Source organism: Enterobacter roggenkampii (assembly GCF_001729805.1).
GTDB lineage: Bacteria > Pseudomonadota > Gammaproteobacteria > Enterobacterales > Enterobacteriaceae > Enterobacter > Enterobacter roggenkampii.
Genome location: NZ_CP017184.1, coordinates 2031355 through 2046694, shown reverse-complemented (window position 1 = coordinate 2046694; position 15340 = coordinate 2031355). Strand labels below are relative to the sequence as shown.

Below are 15340 nucleotides of genomic sequence, written 5' to 3'. Positions count from 1 at the left end.
GGGCGCTGCCGCCCCTCCACGCCAGCCCCTTAATGCGCAGTAATGCGCGGCTCCTTCACAAACTCAGCCAGCAGCCACACCATATCGTGCAGCAGGCCCGTCAGCTCTTTCGCTACGTGAGCGGGTAGCGTTCCCCCCATAACGGCTTGCGTCAGCGCCAGAACATAGTCCACCTGCGTTAAGGTGTCCTGCCAACAGTCGGGCACGCAGGAGTTGGTTTTCTCACCCATGATCAACTGTTCAATCAGGTATGGCGGAAGATCGACATCACAGAGTTCACGCAGCCTGCGCATGGCCTGAAGGAGACGCTCGCACAGCGCTGTACGGCTCTCGACATCATCGGTTTCGACCAGTACGCTCACCAGCGCGGCGCAGTTGTCGGCGACCTCAAAGAGATCGGCATCGGCCGGAAGCGGTCGGGAGATAAGTTGCAGAATGACGTTTTCGTCAGATGGAAGATAAGTCAGGGTTGGGATAGTAGCCATCGTAAGGCATCCTCAGTGTATAAATTGGGTGAACCACCCGATGAGTTCCTACGCTCGAGGGGGTAGCGCTGACAGAGGTAGGAATACCGCCCACAGAGAAAACGGCCAGCCTTGCGGCTGCTCCGTCAGCGCCACCGCAATTTTAACGGGATCGGCGCTGTCGCGACATATAAATATCGCTCTGTAGATGCGGGTTCCTACGCCCGATTGCGGATGTGCCGCAACGCAGGCACTTTACGACCGCGCCTCGTAGAGGAAAAGACATAACGCTGAATTTCATAAGGTTACTTTTCGGTTTGCGAGGCGCCTTCCAGAATGACAACGCTGCCCTAAATTTTCAGCGTATCGATCACAGCCCTCAGGGCAGGCGACACGTTGCGGTGCGGATAATAGAGATACAACCCGTCCATGCGCAGGCTATAGCGCTGCAACACCCGGATAAGCGTTCCGCGCTCCAGATCGTCAGCCACCAGCTCCACCGGGACATAGGCCAGCCCAAGCCCCAGCCGGGCGGCCTCGGCTTCCATGTAGCTGTCAGACAGCGCCCATTGCCCCTCTGGCCGATGGGTGATTTTTTTCCCGTCCTGCACCAGTTCCCACTGATAGTCACTACCGTCGGCAAACTGGTAGGCAATGCAGGGATGAGCCACTAAATCGGCTGGCGTCTGCGGAAAACCGTAGCGTCTGAAGTGTTCCGGGGCAGCCACCGCGGCCATTTCCATATCAGGCGTGATACGCACAGCAATCATTCCCTGCCCCACTTCCGGCCCCAGTCTGACACCCGCATCGAACCGCTCGGCGATAATGTCGACGAAGCGGCTTTCATTGATCAGTTCCAGCCTGATGTCCGGGTAACGCTGTTTAAAAATGGCGAGCTTTGGCAGCAGACATTTATCGATAGCGTGCTGGCTGGCATTAATACGCACCGTGCCGGACGGCGTCTGACGATAGTGTGCCAGGGTCGCCAGACCCGTATCGAGCGTATCGAATGCAGACTCGGCGGTCTGATAAAGCTGTTCCCCGGCATGGGTGAGCGAGAGCTTGCGCGTGGTGCGGACCAGAAGTTGAACGCCCAATCGCTCTTCCAGTTCGCGAACCGAGCGGCTGATCCCGGATTGCGCCAGCCCAAGCCGAAGCGCGGCCGCCGTGAAGCTCCCCTCCCGTACCACCTGCATGAACAGGTACAGCTCATTATAGTTTTCCCGTTTCGCCATCATCCCCACCCATTTATAACAATATGATATGAATCCTAGCAGCTTTCGCCCTCTAATCAGCACTATTTCTGCTAACTATAATGACCGCAACACAACAACCCAGGGTTCATTTCTATGAAAACATTTACCCAAAAACTGTCCGTTGCGATGCTGCTATGTGCATCATTAAGTGGAGTGGCAACAATGAGTTATGCAGAAACCACCAACCCAAACGCGCCTGTTTCGATGGTGAGCACATGGGATAAAACCTTTGCCGAAAGTGACAAAGTCGATCACCGTAAGGTGTCCTTCCAGAACCGATACGGGATCACTTTGGTAGGCGATCTGTATCTTCCCAAAAACCGCGGCGACCGCAAGCTGGCGGCGATTGCGGTCAGCGGGCCATTTGGCGCGGTCAAAGAGCAGTCCAGCGGCCTGTATGCGCAAACCCTGGCAGAAAATGGGTTTGTAACCCTGGCGTTCGATCCGTCCTATACGGGCGAAAGCGGTGGCCAGCCGCGCAACGTAGCGTCTCCGGATATCAACACCGAAGACTTTAGCGCGGCGGTGGACTTCCTCGGTTTGCAGAAAGAGGTTGATCGTAACCGCATTGGTATTCTCGGCATCTGCGGCTGGGGCGGTATGGCGCTCAACGCAGCATCCATGGACACCCGCGTGAAGGCGGTCGCCACCAGCGTGATGTATGACATGAGCCGGGCGATGGGCCACGGCGTGGGCGACGGGAAAGATCGCTATTCAACGTCTGACCGCCGTGCCGTTCTGCAGTATCTGAACGCACAGCGCTGGAAAGATGCTGAGAACGGTACCTTCGCGCACGGCGGCCATGACATTTATGTCGATGAGAACGGCAAGGTGACGGCAGCTGAACGTATTCTGCCGGAGGCGTTACCTGACAACCCGAATCCGGTACTCAAAGAATTCTTTGACTACTACCGTATGCCGCGCGGCTTCCATGCGCGCTCCGTCAACTCCACCGGCGCGTGGACCGCGACCACGCCATTATCATTTATGAATATGCCGCTGCTGAGCTACGGCAGGGAAATTACTATCCCAACGCTTATCGTAACCGGTGAAAAGGCACACTCCCGCTACTTTGCTGAAGATGCGTTTAAAGCGGTCGGCAGCAAGCAGAAGGAACTGGTGATTGTTCCGGGCGCAAACCATGTTGATCTCTACGATAATGCTGCCGGGAAGATCCCCTTCGGCCAGTTTGAGCAGTTCTTCAAAACCAACCTGAAATAAACCTCTACGCCACCCGCCCTATACGGGTGGCTCTTTGTGAAATCTGACTATGTCTACACTAAGCCGCACCACATCACAGAACACAGAGCATGCACACTGGAGTGGCGTTTTTGCCATGACCCTGTGCGTATTTGTCTTGATTGCCTCGGAATTTATGCCCGTCAGCCTGCTTACTCCCCTTGCCAGAGATTTGGGCGTTACGGAGGGTCTCGCTGGCCAGGGGATCGCGATTTCCGGCGCGCTGGCGGTGCTGACCAGCCTCTTCCTTTCCCGGCTTGCCGGGAATATAAACCGCAAACACCTTCTTCTGGGCATGACGCTCCTGATGGCGCTCTCGGGGATGATTATCGCTTTCGCCCCAAACTATCTGGTTTACATGACAGGCCGCGCGCTGATCGGTATCGCTATAGGCGGGTTCTGGTCCATGTCTGCCGCAACGGCCATTCGCCTTGTTCCGCCGCATAAGGTTGCGCGCGCGCTGGCCATTTTCAACGGCGGTAACGCGCTGGCAACGGTGGTGGCCGCCCCGCTTGGCAGCTATCTTGGGGCCACTATTGGCTGGCGCGGCGCATTTCTTTGTCTGGTGCCCGTGGCGATAGTCGCGTTCATCTGGCAGTGTTTAAGCCTGCCTGACATGAACGCGCGTAAAAACGGTACATCACGAGGAAGTGTTTTTCGGTTATTCCGCCAGCCTGCCGTTTCCGTTGGTCTGCTGGCCTGCGGCCTGTTCTTTATGGGGCAGTTTGCGCTGTTTACCTATCTGCGCCCGTTCCTTGAAACCGTCACCCGTGTGAGCGGAGCCGGGCTGTCGCTGATTTTGCTCACCATAGGCGTTGCAGGTTTTGTGGGCACCCTTTTCGTTGCCCTGGTGCTTAATGCCGCGTTTTACATAACGCTGATCGCGATCCCTCTACTGATGGCGGCCATCGCAGTCGCGTTGATTCTCGCCGGGCATAACGTGTGGATTGTGGCCCTGCTGTCAGGCCTATGGGGGATGCTGGCAACATCAGCGCCGACGGGGTGGTGGACGTGGATTGCGCGAACGCTGCCGAAGGATGCTGAAGCCGGCGGTGGACTGATGGTCGCGGTGATCCAGCTCGCCATTGCGCTCGGCTCAACGGCGGGCGGTATAGCCTTCGATCGTTACAGCTGGCAGAGCACGTTTGCATTGAGTGGCATAGTGCTCATCTGTGCGGCAACGCTGACGTTTCTGCTTTCGCGTCTTCACAAATAACGCGCCGGATGATTTTTTGACGCTTTTCTTCACCGATCGTGTATTGTTTTTAAACAATAACATCCATTAAAGGACACCTGCGCAATGATCGGCATCCTCGGCAAAACCACCTCCATCAACGTTCGTAAAGTGCTCTGGACCTGCGAAGAAGCGGGCATCGCCTATCAGCAGGAAGATTACGGCAGCGGTTTTGCCTCAACGGAAACGGATGCCTTCCGCGCCCTGAACCCCAACGCCATGGTGCCGGTGCTGATTGACGGTGATTTCGTGCTGTGGGAGTCCAATTCCATCTGCCGTTATCTGGCGCGCAAGGCCGAACGTCACGATCTGCTGCCCGCAGAACCGCAGGCCTGCGCCAACGTTGAGCGCTGGATGGACTGGCAGGCCACTGAATTTAACAATGCCTGGCGCTATGTCTTCCCGGCGCTGGGGCGTAAAAACCCGGACTTTAACGACCCTGAGCGTATTGCGGCGGGAATCAAAGAGTGGAACCACTGCATCACCATTCTGGAAAACCAGCTGCAGCGCACCGGGGCCTTTGCGGCGGGCGAAACGTTTACCCTCGCGGACGTGGTGCTTGGGCTGTCGGTGAATCGCTGGAAAATGACGCCGTTTGATAAGCCAGACGTCCCCGCCATTGAGGCCTGGTTCGAGCGCCTTAACCAGCGTCCGGCATTTTTGCGTCACGGCAATAACGGCATGATATAAAACTTAATGCCTGAATGAATACCGCAACGAGGCTGTTTTATTTAATTACGAAACCCTGATTGTCGTCAGAGGGAATAATAATTAAGCCATATCCTGGACAGCCCATTGCACCGCTTTGCTAGCCTGAATAGTCAGGCAAAGCTCAACCCGGAGGTATTCTTGCTGATTAAACTCAAGAAAGAACGAACGCACCAGGAGGATCGCCGGCTTGCTCTCTGGCTGGCGACCTCTGCAGGTTTGCTGAACGCCATCGCCCTCGGGGCATTTGGTTTTTTTCCCTCACACATGACCGGCAACACCTCACAGTTATCCAGCGAAGTTTCTTCTACCGATCTGAGCGATATGATTTTCTTCGGCTCGATAATTCTCTCTTTTGTGGCTGGCGCCATTATTGCGCGCACGATCGTGATATGGGGAATTATCCATAACGTCAGGCTGGTTTTTTGCCAGATCCTTTTTGTCGAGGGGATATTACTGACCGGCGTTTCCTTCTACGAAATGTATTTCCATGCGCTCACCAGTAATCGCGAGATTATTCTTTTTCTCTGCTTTCTGATGGGCATTCATAATTCCACCTCCACGCAGCTTTCCGGCGGACGGGTAAGATCGACGCACATTACCGGCACGCTGACGGACGCGGGGATTTCCCTGGCCTCCGTCATGGTGGCGATGCTGCGCAGGGATTACTCCAAAGATACGGCGGCGCAAAAAAGCCAGCTAAAAACCCACTTAACCACCCTGTTTTCGTTCATTACGGGCGGCATCGCGGGGCTGCTGCTGTTCCGATGGATTGGCTTTAACGCCATGCTGGCGCTGGGGGTGATGCTTGCGGTTGTCGCCACCGTCTCAATAATCACCGTCTCGTCGCGGGTTCGACGGGTTCGCGCCCCTCTATGAAGGTAATGACCTGTACTCGGCATAAAAGCCCTTTAGATGTGACACTGTCACATTGAAAGATTCGCTTTAGGACTATTCTGCCCGCCCCACAATCAGGCCTTATGCCATAAGGCCTGACCTCAGGTTGCCACTAGTTTCATAGGGTTACTGATTTTCCCCCTTCGCTGGAACCCTTCCCAAACGCTTGCTATAGGTCAATTACCCCTGCCGAAACATGGCATAACAACAGGCAACCGGTGGTTGCTATAACGCATGCGCACAGGGAGACACACCGCAATGCACCCATTACTCAAACGTTCGCTGCTGTTTGTCGGCGCCATTATCGTGGTTCTCGCCCTCCTCGTCTGGGGGATCGGGCTGGAGACCCTCAGAGCGCGTCAGGTTGACCTGATCTATCTCGGGCAACAGCATATGATTCTGGTTTTCTCATCAATGTTCTTAGCCCTGCTGGTGGGTATTCCGGCCGGTATTCTGCTGAGCCGCCCGGCCGCGCGGGGTATCGCCGAATATGTGATGCAAATCTTCAACGTCGGCAACACGCTGCCGCCACTGGCCGTGCTGGCGCTGGCGATGGTGGTGATTGGTATTGGCGATACGCCGGCCATCATCGCCCTGTTCCTCGCCTCGCTGCTGCCGATCGTGCGCAACACCTATGCCGGGCTGTGCTCGGTCCCGCCGTCGCTACTGGAAGCGGCAAACGGCATCGGGATGACCAAATGGCAGCGTCTGCGCCAGGTGGAGCTGCCTGCCGCCTGGCCAGTCATGCTCTCGGGGATCCGCATCGCCACCGCCATTAACGTCGGTACCGCACCGCTGGCGTTCCTGATTGGTGCCAGCAGCTACGGCGAGCTGATTTTCCCCGGCATTTATCTGAACGATTTCCCGACCCTGATCCTCGGCGCGGCGGCCACCGCCCTGTTCGCCCTGATCCTCGATACCCTGCTGGCGGCGCTGGGTCGCGTGATGAGTCCCCATCTCGCTCGATAACAATAACAAGGAGCTTTTATGAGACTGATATCCAGCCTGGCGGCGCTGTGTGCCGCGGCGCTGTTCACCGGCCAGACCATTGCGGCCCCGCTGATTCTGGCGACCAAGAGCTTTACCGAGCAGCACATTCTCTCGGCGATGACCGTGCAGTACCTGCAGAAGAAAGGCTTTCAGGTGCAGCCGCAAACCAATATCGCCACGGTGATTTCCCGTAACGCGATGATCAACAAGCAGATTGACATGACCTGGGAGTACACCGGCACGTCATTAATCATCTTTAACCACATCAACAAGCGCATGTCGCCCCAGGAGTCTTACGAGACGGTGAAACGTCTGGACGCGAAGCACGGTCTGGTCTGGCTCAAGCCCGCCGACATGAACAACACCTATGCGTTCGCCATGCAGCGCAAGCGCGCCGAGGCGGAACATATCAACACCATGTCGGACATGGTGGCGAAGATTGAGCAGATCCGTAAAACCAACCCGGACAAAAACTGGCTGCTGGGCTTAGACCTGGAATTTGCCGGGCGCAGCGACGGCATGAAGCCGCTTCAGGCCGCCTATAAGATGGACCTGGACCGCCCGCAGATCCGCCAGATGGACCCTGGTCTGGTCTATAACGCGGTGCGCGACGGCTTCGTCGACGCCGGGCTGATTTATACCACCGACGGGCGCGTGAAGGGCTTCGACCTCAAGGTGCTGGAAGATGATAAAGGCTTCTTCCCGAGCTATGCCGTCACCCCGGTGGTCCGTAAGGACACGCTGGAGGCCAACCCCGGCCTGGAAGAGGCGCTCAACACCCTCTCTGCCCAGCTCAACAACGACGTTATCACCGAACTGAACAAGAAGGTGGATATCGACCATCAGTCACCGCAGCAGGTCGCCCGTGATTTCCTGCGTAGCAAACAGCTGCTGTAGGAGGCGCTATGGAGACAATTCACTACATTCTGGACAACTGGGACTACCTCTTAACCCTGACGCTGCAGCATCTGTGGCTGGTGGCGCTGGCCGTGGGCTTAGCCATTCTCATCGGCGTACCGCTGGGCATTCTGATTGTTCGCCACAGGTGGCTGGCGACGCCGGTGCTGGGGATTGCCACCATCGTGCTGACCATTCCGTCCATTGCGCTGTTTGGCCTGATGATCCCGCTCTTTTCGCTGATCGGTCAGGGGATTGGCGCCCTGCCCGCGATCACAGCGGTGTTTCTCTACTCGCTGCTGCCGATTGTGCGTAACACCCATACGGCGCTCGACAGCCTGCCGCCGGGCCTGCGTGAAGCCGGACGCGGCATCGGCATGACCTTCTGGCAGCGCCTGCGCTGGGTCGAAATTCCGATGGCGCTGCCGGTGATTTTCGGCGGGATCCGCACCGCCGTGGTGATGAACATCGGCGTGATGGCGATTGCCGCGGTGATCGGCGCGGGCGGTCTGGGCCTGCTGCTGCTCAACGGCATCGGCGGAAGCGATATCCGCATGTTGATTGCGGGCGCGCTGATGATTTGTCTTTTAGCGATTGTGCTCGACTGGCTGCTGCACCGTCTGCAGGTGGTTCTGACTCCGAAGGGGATTCGATAATGATAAAACTGGAAAACCTCACCAAACACTTTTCACAGAAGCACGGCCAGACCTTTAAGGCCGTCGACAACGTCAACCTGAACGTGCCCGAAGGGGAAATGTGCGTCCTGCTCGGCCCGTCCGGCTGCGGGAAGACCACCACCCTGAAGATGATTAACCGCCTCATTACGCCGAGCAGCGGGACGATCCTGATCAACGGCGAAGACACCAGCGGGATGGACACCGTCACCCTGCGCCGCAACATCGGCTACGTGATCCAGCAGATTGGCCTGTTCCCGAACATGACCATCGAAGAGAACATTACCGTCGTACCGCGCATGCTGGGCTGGGATAAAGCGCGCTGCAAAACCCGCGCCGAAGAGCTGATGGATATGGTGGCGCTGGATCCGCGTAAGTTCCTGAATCGCTATCCGCGCGAGATGTCCGGCGGCCAACAGCAGCGCATCGGCGTGATCCGCGCCCTGGCGGCAGATCCTCCGGTGCTGCTGATGGATGAGCCCTTCGGCGCGGTGGACCCGATCAACCGCGAGGTGATCCAGAACCAGTTCCTCGAGATGCAGCGCAAGCTGAAAAAAACCGTCATGCTGGTCAGCCACGATATCGATGAGGCCCTGAAGCTTGGCGACCGTATTGCGGTGTTCCGGCAGGGGAAAATCGTCCAGTGCGCCAGCCCGGACGAACTGCTGGCGAAACCGGCGAACGAGTTTGTCGGCTCGTTTGTCGGTCAGGACCGCACGCTGAAGCGCCTGCTGCTGGTCTCCGCCGGAGACGTCACCGACCAGCAGCCGACCATTACGGTGCGGGGTTCGACGCCGCTGCCAGAAGCCTTTGCCACCATGGATGATAACGATATTCGCGCGATTACCGTGGTTGACGAGCACGGCAAGCCGCTGGGCTTTGTGAAGCGTCGCGAAGCGCGTAACGCCAGCGGCACCTGCGCCGACATCCTGCATCCGTTCCGCATGACCGGCAAAGCCGAAGACAACCTGCGCGTGGTGCTGTCACGCCTGTATGAGAGCAACACCAGCTGGATGCCGATCGTGGATGAGGACGGGCGCTACAACGGCGAGATTTCTCAGGACTATATAGCCGAGTATCTCAGTTCAGGTCGTACGCGTCGGGCGCTGAATATACATAGCGAGAACTAATCTTTCCGGCCGGGCATCGCCCGGCTTTTCCGCACGCATACCTTTTGCTAACCCCGCGATTTCCCGCCACAATATTGTATCTTTCCCGTTTACTCGCGACCCATGCAACGTCTTCATACGTACCCCGACATCCGCGCGATGTTTCGTCGACTGCTGATTGCTACCGTCACCGGCGTGCTGGCCGCGCTGGCCGTGGCGGTGTTCCGCCACAGCATGTATCTGCTGGAGTGGCTGCTTCTCAGCAACGACAGCGGCAGCCTGGTGAATGCCGCCGCGTCGCTCTCACCCTGGCGGCGCGCGCTGACGCCCGCGCTGGGCGGGCTGGCTGCCGGACTGTTGCTATGGGGATGGCAACGGCTGACCGCCCAGCGGCCTCATGCCCCCACCGATTATATGGAAGCGCTGGAGACCGGCGACGGTCAGTTTGATTACGGCGCCAGCCTGGTGAAATCCCTTGCCTCGCTGCTTGTCGTGGCAAGCGGAAGCGCCATCGGGCGTGAAGGGGCGATGATCCTGCTTGCCGCCCTCGCCGCCTCCTTTTTTGCCCGGCGCTTTACGCCCAAATCTGAATGGAAGTTATGGATCGCCTGCGGCGCCGCGGCCGGGATGGCCAGCGCCTACCATGCTCCGTTAGCCGGAAGCCTGTTCATTGCGGAGATTCTGTTTGGCACCCTGATGCTGGCCTCGCTCGGGCCCGTGGTTATCGCGGCGGTAGTGGCGCTTCTCACCACGCAGCTCCTGGCGCCGGGAACCGGCACGCTCTACGCGGTCCATTTGAGCGGCACACTCACCGCAACTGATTATGCCCTGCTGGTCGCCATGGGGCTGCTGGCGGGTCTTTGCGGACCGCTGCTGATGTGGCTGATGGCGTTCAGCCACGGGCTGTTCCTGCGCCTTAAGCTTTCGCCGCCGTGGCAGCTGGCGCTCGGCGGTGCGATCGTCGGGCTGCTGTCTCTTCTGACGCCGAAGGTGTGGGGGAACGGCTACAGCGTGGTGCAGGCTTTTCTGCTCGCCCCACCGCTGCTGTCGATCGTTGCAGGCGTCTTTATCTGTAAACTGCTGGCGGTGCTGGCGAGCAGCGGATCGGGCGCGCCGGGCGGGGTGTTCACGCCCACGCTGTTTGTCGGCATGGCGACAGGCATGCTGTTTGCACAGCTTTTCGCGCTGTGGCTGCCGGGCGCTGAGACGGCGATTCTGCTTGGGCTGGCGGGGATGGCGACGCTACTCGCCGCGACCACGCATGCGCCCATTATGTCGGCGCTGATGGTCTGTGAAATGACCGGGCAATATTTTTTACTGCCCGGTTTGCTGGTCGCCTGCGTGCTGGCGTCCGTGCTGTCGCGGACGTTACGCCACGACTCGATCTACGGTCAACACGCCACTGAGGGCAGAGAGATCGATGTACTGCGATAGCTCGCGCTGCTCGGCGCGAGGCAGATAAGGCAGTTCACCCACCAGTGGTCCGGGTAGTTTAGCGCTCAGCACGTCGATGATCTCCGCATAGTGCGCCAGACCAGGGTTGATGCGGTTGGCCACCCAGCCAACCAGCGGCAGGCCGTCATTGGCAATCGCCTGCGCCGTCAGCAGCGCATGGTTAATGCACCCTTCCTGGATCCCCACCACCATCACCACCGGAAGCTGTTCCTGCACCACCCATTCCGACAGCGGGCGCAGATCGTTCATCAGGCTGCGCCAGCCGCCCGTGCCTTCCACCACCACGTGATCGACCTTCTCGCACAGGCTCGCCAGACCGTTGGACAGCAGAGGGTAATTAATCAGGCCGCTGTGCGCCACGCTGCTCTCCTCTTCGCTTAACGCAATAGGATTGATCGCGTGATAAGGCAGTTCCAGTGACGAGACGCTTTGCAGTACCAGGGCGTCTTTATTACGCAATCCCTCTGGCGTCTCTTTACTCCCTTTTGCGACCGGTTTGTACCCTGCCACGCGTTTACCGCTTGCTGCCAGCGCCTGCAGCAATGCGCGGGATACAACGGTCTTGCCGACAGAGGTATCTGTACCAGTAACAAAGAAACGCTTAAGCATGACTCACTCCACCTCTTGGGTATGCTTCGAAAATATAAACCAGGTAAATAATTCAGTGGAGGAAGTCTACGGGATGCGTGCGCTACCCGGCTTGAGATAGCGCAATTTTTCTTACATCTGCAAAAAAGAGTTAACCCTGTAACAGGCGGATCAACAGCGAGCCGTTATACATGGCATCTTTGACCAGCGCGGCGCCGGCCATCGTGCCCTGATTGGAAAACTGGGTACTTTCTACCGCAATGTTCCGGCTGTAGGCGGGAAGCGACTGCTGCTGAATACAGGCCGTAATCGCCGGGAAGAGGATCTCCGCCGCCTGGCTCAGCGGTGAGCCAATAAGGATTTTTTGCGGGTTGAAGAGGTTCACCATAATCGCCAGAATGCGGCCAACGTTATTCCCCACCCCGGTAATGATGTCCTTCGCCAGCAGATCGCCCTGACGCGCCGCGGCGCAGAGAGAATCCACCGTGAGGGGTTGTCCGTGCAGCGAGGAGCTCATGGACTGACTGAGCCTGACCTGCGCCAGCTCCAGCACGCTTTCCACGCTGGCAATGGTCTCCAGACAGCCGTGGTTCCCGCAGTAGCAGCGCTTGCCGTATGGGTCGACCTGGGTATGGCCAATTTCCACCAGACTGCTGCTTCCGGCGTGGAGAAGACGTCCGTCGGTAATGACGCCTGCCCCGACGTTATGATCGATAACCACCTGAATCACATCCCTCGCCCCGCGTGACGCGCCGAACAGCGCCTCCGCCATGGTCCAGGCGCTGATGTCATGCTGAATATAGACCGGCACGCCGGTATGGTTTTTCAGCACTTCCCCCAGCGGCATCTCTTTAACATCGTCGTAAAACGGCATGCGGTGAACAATGCCATTTTCGGTATCAATAATACCCGGCATGGTGATGGCAATGGCCGTTAAGCGTTCAAGCTTCTGCTGGTGACGAATAAAGAAGCGATCGATATGCGAAACAATCGCGTCGAGGAGCGGTTCCTCGGCGTTGAGCGGCAGTTCAAGACGGTCCTCTACCACCAGCTTGCTGCTCAGATCGCGCAGCGCAAGGAAGATCTCCCCCCGGCTGATGCGCAGCGACAGGTAGTGCCAGGCTTCCGTTTCCACCACCAGCCCGACTGCCGGACGGCCACGGCTGCCCGGCTCCTGAATTTCCGTCTCCTGAACCAGGTGCGCTTCCAGCATCTCGCGGACAATCTTGGTAATACTGGCGGGTGCCAGCTGTGCCAGGCGCGAGAGATCGATACGCGAAACCGGACCAAGCTGATCAATCAGGCGATACACCGCGCCAGCGTTGGTCTGCTTAATCTGATCAATATGCCCTGGCTGACTATCAGCGACCACCTCGTACTCCCTTATTTTCGAGCTTCGAAATAAACTGTTGGCTATGGTGAAGCACTTGCAGGGCTGCCGTCAAATATTTACTTAGCCATGTGATTTACTGCACATTTTTGCCCACTTTTCCCTGAAAATGCCGCCCGGCGGAGGCGTTCATCAACTGCTGTTTGAAGCGCTGTGCGGCATGGCTCTGTTCGCGATGTTTTGCCCAGACCAGCCACATCTCTGAAACGGCATCCTCTTCGGCGATGGTCACCCAGCGCATTTCGCGCAGTTGTACCCGTTTAAAGGAGGCCGGAAGAATAGACACCCCCAGCCCGGCGGCGACCAGGCCGATAATGGTCATCGCTTCCCCGACTTCCTGGGTGATGACCGGGGCAAGATCGTAGCGGCGCATCAGCCCCAGGATATCGTCATACAGACCCGTTCCGACCTGCGGGTCAAAAAAGACAAACGGCTCGTTTGCCAGCTCTGCCAGCGAAACCGCCGGACGCGACGCCAGCGGGTGATCGTGCGGGATCATGGCCATCAGCGGCTCGCGCAGGATCACCTCCCACGCCAGCGAGTCCGGCAGCTGGGTATTACGCATCAGCCCCAGATCCAGCGAACCTTCATTGAGCGGCGCGATCTGCTCGCGGGTGTTGATCTCGCGCGTTTGAATATGAACATCCGGGAAATGGCGACGGAATGACGACAGGGTTTCCGAGACGGCGCTGATAAACGGTGCGGACGAGGTAAACCCGATGCGCAACTCTCCGGCCTCCCCGAGATATAGCCGTTCTGCCCGGGCGGCGGCGTCCTCGACCATGCTCAGAATCTGTCGGCTATCGATGAGAAACTGCTTACCCGCCGCCGTCAGGCTCACGCTGCGGTTGGTGCGGGCCAGCAGGCGCGCCCCGACCTGCTGCTCCAGGATCTGAATCTGCTGGCTTAAGGGCGGCTGAGAGATGTTCAGCCGTGCCGCCGCGCGGCCAAAATGCAGCTCTTCAGCGACGGCGACAAAGTAGCGGAGATGACGCAGCTCGATATTCATATTTCTAAAGTATCATTTGAGATTATTAATATATTAGACAGAATATTTACATTTTCCTACCCTTATCAGGTGGTCATACCCGTCACCAGAAATCACGGGGATGTTTAAGCAAGGAAACTGTGTGAGTCGTACAACTGCCATTGATATCGATCCGGCGAGCGATATCGATGATTTACCTGCAACATCGCAGCCGGTTCAGTTCATTAAACGTGGTACCCCCCAATTTATGCGCGTCACGCTGGCGCTCTTCTCCGCCGGTCTGGCGACCTTCGCCCTGCTCTATTGCGTTCAGCCGATCCTACCCGTGCTCTCCCATGAGTTTGGCGTTTCACCCGCCAGCAGCAGCGTATCCCTCTCTATTTCAACCGGCATGCTGGCGGTTGGCCTGCTCTTTACCGGGCCGCTGTCCGACGCCATCGGCCGTAAACAGGTGATGGTAACCGCGCTGATGCTGGCCTCGGTCTGTACGCTACTCTCGACCATGATGACCAGCTGGCACGGCATCCTGGTGATGCGTGCGCTGATCGGGCTCTCGCTCAGCGGCGTGGCGGCGGTCGGGATGACCTACCTCAGCGAGGAGATCCACCCGAGCTTTGTTGCCTTCTCTATGGGGCTATACATCAGCGGGAACTCGATTGGCGGGATGAGCGGGCGTCTGCTGAGCGGGGTATTCACGGACTTCTTTAGCTGGCGTATTGCGCTGGCGGTCATCGGCTGTTTCGCGCTGGCTTCTGCCCTGATGTTCTGGAAAATTCTGCCGGAATCGCGTCATTTCCGCCCGACATCGCTGCGCCCGAAAACGCTGTTTATCAACTTCCGCCTGCACTGGCGCGACAAGGGGCTGCCGCGCCTGTTCCTGACCGGCTTCCTGCTGATGGGCTCGTTCGTCACGCTGTTTAACTATATTGGCTATCGCCTGATGCTCTCGCCGTGGCATCTGAGCCAGGCTCTTGTCGGTTTACTCTCGGTTGCGTATTTGACCGGAACGTGGAGTTCACCGAAGGCCGGGGCAATGACCGCCCGCTATGGCCGCGGCCCGGTCATGCTGTTCTTCACATCGGTGATGCTGGTCGGCCTGCTGCTGACGCTCTTCTCCTCCCTGTGGCTGATTTTTGCCGGCATGCTGCTCTTCTCCGCGGGTTTCTTCGCCGCCCACTCGGTCGCCAGCAGCTGGATTGGCCCACGCGCGCGTCGCGCCAAGGGCCAGGCATCCTCGCTGTATCTGTTTAGCTATTACCTGGGGTCCAGCATCGCCGGGACGCTCGGCGGCGTGTTCTGGCATCACTACGGCTGGAACGGCGTGGGCGGGTTTATTGCGCTGATGCTGTGCGCGGCGTTGCTCGTGGGGGGAAGCCTGCATAAACGTCTGAGATAATATGCTCGCGGGCGGACGTCCGTTTCCCGAAAAACGGCACCAGCGTACTGGTGCC

At 58.1% G+C, this 15340-nt stretch carries 15 protein-coding genes; 10 read left to right on the top strand and 5 right to left on the bottom strand.

Annotated features, from left to right (window positions below; translation table 11 throughout):
* Positions 1-29: 29 nt before the first annotated feature.
* Positions 30-485 carry a hypothetical protein gene (locus BFV67_RS09600; RefSeq protein ID WP_069598207.1) on the bottom strand — a complete coding sequence of 152 codons (456 nt, stop codon included), beginning with the start codon at positions 483-485 and terminating at the stop codon, positions 30-32.
* A 329-nt stretch (positions 486-814) separates the two neighbouring features.
* Positions 815-1699 carry a LysR family transcriptional regulator gene (locus tag BFV67_RS09595; RefSeq protein WP_023292572.1) on the bottom strand — a complete coding sequence of 295 codons (885 nt, stop codon included), beginning with the start codon at positions 1697-1699 and terminating at the stop codon, positions 815-817.
* A 114-nt stretch (positions 1700-1813) separates the two neighbouring features.
* Between BFV67_RS09595 and BFV67_RS09590 the strand changes: the two genes are divergently transcribed.
* From BFV67_RS09590 to clcB, 9 genes are all read left to right on the top strand, one after another.
* Positions 1814-2941, top strand: coding sequence for an alpha/beta hydrolase (locus BFV67_RS09590; RefSeq protein ID WP_069598206.1), 1128 nt, complete (start codon positions 1814-1816; stop codon positions 2939-2941).
* 49 nt (positions 2942-2990) lie between these two features.
* A complete protein-coding gene (locus BFV67_RS09585; protein ID WP_069598205.1) occupies positions 2991-4175 on the top strand; it encodes an MFS transporter in 1185 nt (394 codons plus the stop codon).
* A gap of 84 nt (positions 4176-4259) precedes the next feature.
* A complete protein-coding gene (locus tag BFV67_RS09580; protein WP_069598204.1) occupies positions 4260-4883 on the top strand; it encodes a glutathione S-transferase family protein in 624 nt (207 codons plus the stop codon).
* A 159-nt stretch (positions 4884-5042) separates the two neighbouring features.
* Positions 5043-5780, top strand: a complete 738-nt coding sequence (locus tag BFV67_RS09575) for a YoaK family protein (protein ID WP_039266234.1) — start codon at positions 5043-5045, stop codon at positions 5778-5780.
* Between the two features lie 276 nt (positions 5781-6056).
* Complete coding sequence (osmY, locus tag BFV67_RS09570) at positions 6057-6767, top strand: osmoprotectant ABC transporter permease OsmY (RefSeq protein WP_069598203.1); 711 nt, start codon at positions 6057-6059, stop codon at positions 6765-6767.
* An 18-nt stretch (positions 6768-6785) separates the two neighbouring features.
* The gene (gene osmX, locus BFV67_RS09565) at positions 6786-7685 is read left to right on the top strand and encodes an osmoprotectant ABC transporter substrate-binding protein OsmX (RefSeq protein WP_023292578.1); all 900 of its coding nucleotides are present in this window, start codon (positions 6786-6788) and stop codon (positions 7683-7685) included.
* Positions 7686-7693: 8 nt separating this feature from the next.
* Positions 7694-8341, top strand: a complete 648-nt coding sequence (osmW, locus tag BFV67_RS09560; RefSeq protein ID WP_021241193.1) for an osmoprotectant ABC transporter permease OsmW — start codon at positions 7694-7696, stop codon at positions 8339-8341.
* Positions 8341-9489, top strand: a complete 1149-nt coding sequence (osmV, locus tag BFV67_RS09555; RefSeq protein ID WP_069598202.1) for an osmoprotectant ABC transporter ATP-binding protein OsmV — start codon at positions 8341-8343, stop codon at positions 9487-9489. The genes osmW and osmV overlap by 1 nt, the downstream gene beginning before the upstream one ends.
* Positions 9490-9591: 102 nt before the next feature.
* Entirely contained in the window at positions 9592-10902 is a 1311-nt protein-coding gene (gene clcB / locus BFV67_RS09550; RefSeq protein WP_063453369.1) for a voltage-gated ClC-type chloride channel ClcB, read from the top strand.
* On the opposite strand, the gene bioD is transcribed toward clcB, so the two are convergent.
* The 3 genes from bioD to BFV67_RS09535 all read right to left on the bottom strand — a co-directional run bounded on the left by bioD (position 10837) and on the right by BFV67_RS09535 (position 13910).
* Positions 10837-11532 carry a dethiobiotin synthase gene (bioD, locus tag BFV67_RS09545; RefSeq protein ID WP_046092839.1) on the bottom strand — a complete coding sequence of 232 codons (696 nt, stop codon included), beginning with the start codon at positions 11530-11532 and terminating at the stop codon, positions 10837-10839. The genes clcB and bioD overlap by 66 nt on opposite strands.
* Positions 11533-11662: 130 nt before the next feature.
* A complete protein-coding gene (mlc, locus tag BFV67_RS09540; protein ID WP_069598201.1) occupies positions 11663-12883 on the bottom strand; it encodes a sugar metabolism global transcriptional regulator Mlc in 1221 nt (406 codons plus the stop codon).
* Between the two features lie 94 nt (positions 12884-12977).
* Positions 12978-13910 carry a LysR family transcriptional regulator gene (locus tag BFV67_RS09535; protein ID WP_023292581.1) on the bottom strand — a complete coding sequence of 311 codons (933 nt, stop codon included), beginning with the start codon at positions 13908-13910 and terminating at the stop codon, positions 12978-12980.
* A 121-nt stretch (positions 13911-14031) separates the two neighbouring features.
* On the opposite strand from BFV67_RS09535, the gene BFV67_RS09530 reads away from it, so the two are divergent.
* Positions 14032-15285 (top strand): MFS transporter, encoded by a 1254-nt coding sequence (locus BFV67_RS09530; RefSeq protein ID WP_008502449.1) that lies wholly within the window; start codon positions 14032-14034, stop codon positions 15283-15285.
* The last annotated feature ends 55 nt before the right edge of the window (positions 15286-15340 follow it).

Coding starts and splice junctions, on each gene's coding strand:
- osmY (WP_069598203.1), top strand. CDS start 6,057: ATGCACCCATTACTCAAACGTTCGCTGCTGTTTGTCGGCGCCATTATC.
- bioD (WP_046092839.1), bottom strand. CDS start 11,532: ATGCTTAAGCGTTTCTTTGTTACTGGTACAGATACCTCTGTCGGCAAG.
- osmV (WP_069598202.1), top strand. CDS start 8,341: ATGATAAAACTGGAAAACCTCACCAAACACTTTTCACAGAAGCACGGC.
- BFV67_RS09580 (WP_069598204.1), top strand. CDS start 4,260: ATGATCGGCATCCTCGGCAAAACCACCTCCATCAACGTTCGTAAAGTG.
- clcB (WP_063453369.1), top strand. CDS start 9,592: ATGCAACGTCTTCATACGTACCCCGACATCCGCGCGATGTTTCGTCGA.
- BFV67_RS09600 (WP_069598207.1), bottom strand. CDS start 485: ATGGCTACTATCCCAACCCTGACTTATCTTCCATCTGACGAAAACGTC.
- osmX (WP_023292578.1), top strand. CDS start 6,786: ATGAGACTGATATCCAGCCTGGCGGCGCTGTGTGCCGCGGCGCTGTTC.
- BFV67_RS09585 (WP_069598205.1), top strand. CDS start 2,991: ATGTCTACACTAAGCCGCACCACATCACAGAACACAGAGCATGCACAC.
- BFV67_RS09535 (WP_023292581.1), bottom strand. CDS start 13,910: ATGAATATCGAGCTGCGTCATCTCCGCTACTTTGTCGCCGTCGCTGAA.
- BFV67_RS09595 (WP_023292572.1), bottom strand. CDS start 1,699: ATGGCGAAACGGGAAAACTATAATGAGCTGTACCTGTTCATGCAGGTG.
- osmW (WP_021241193.1), top strand. CDS start 7,694: ATGGAGACAATTCACTACATTCTGGACAACTGGGACTACCTCTTAACC.
- BFV67_RS09590 (WP_069598206.1), top strand. CDS start 1,814: ATGAAAACATTTACCCAAAAACTGTCCGTTGCGATGCTGCTATGTGCA.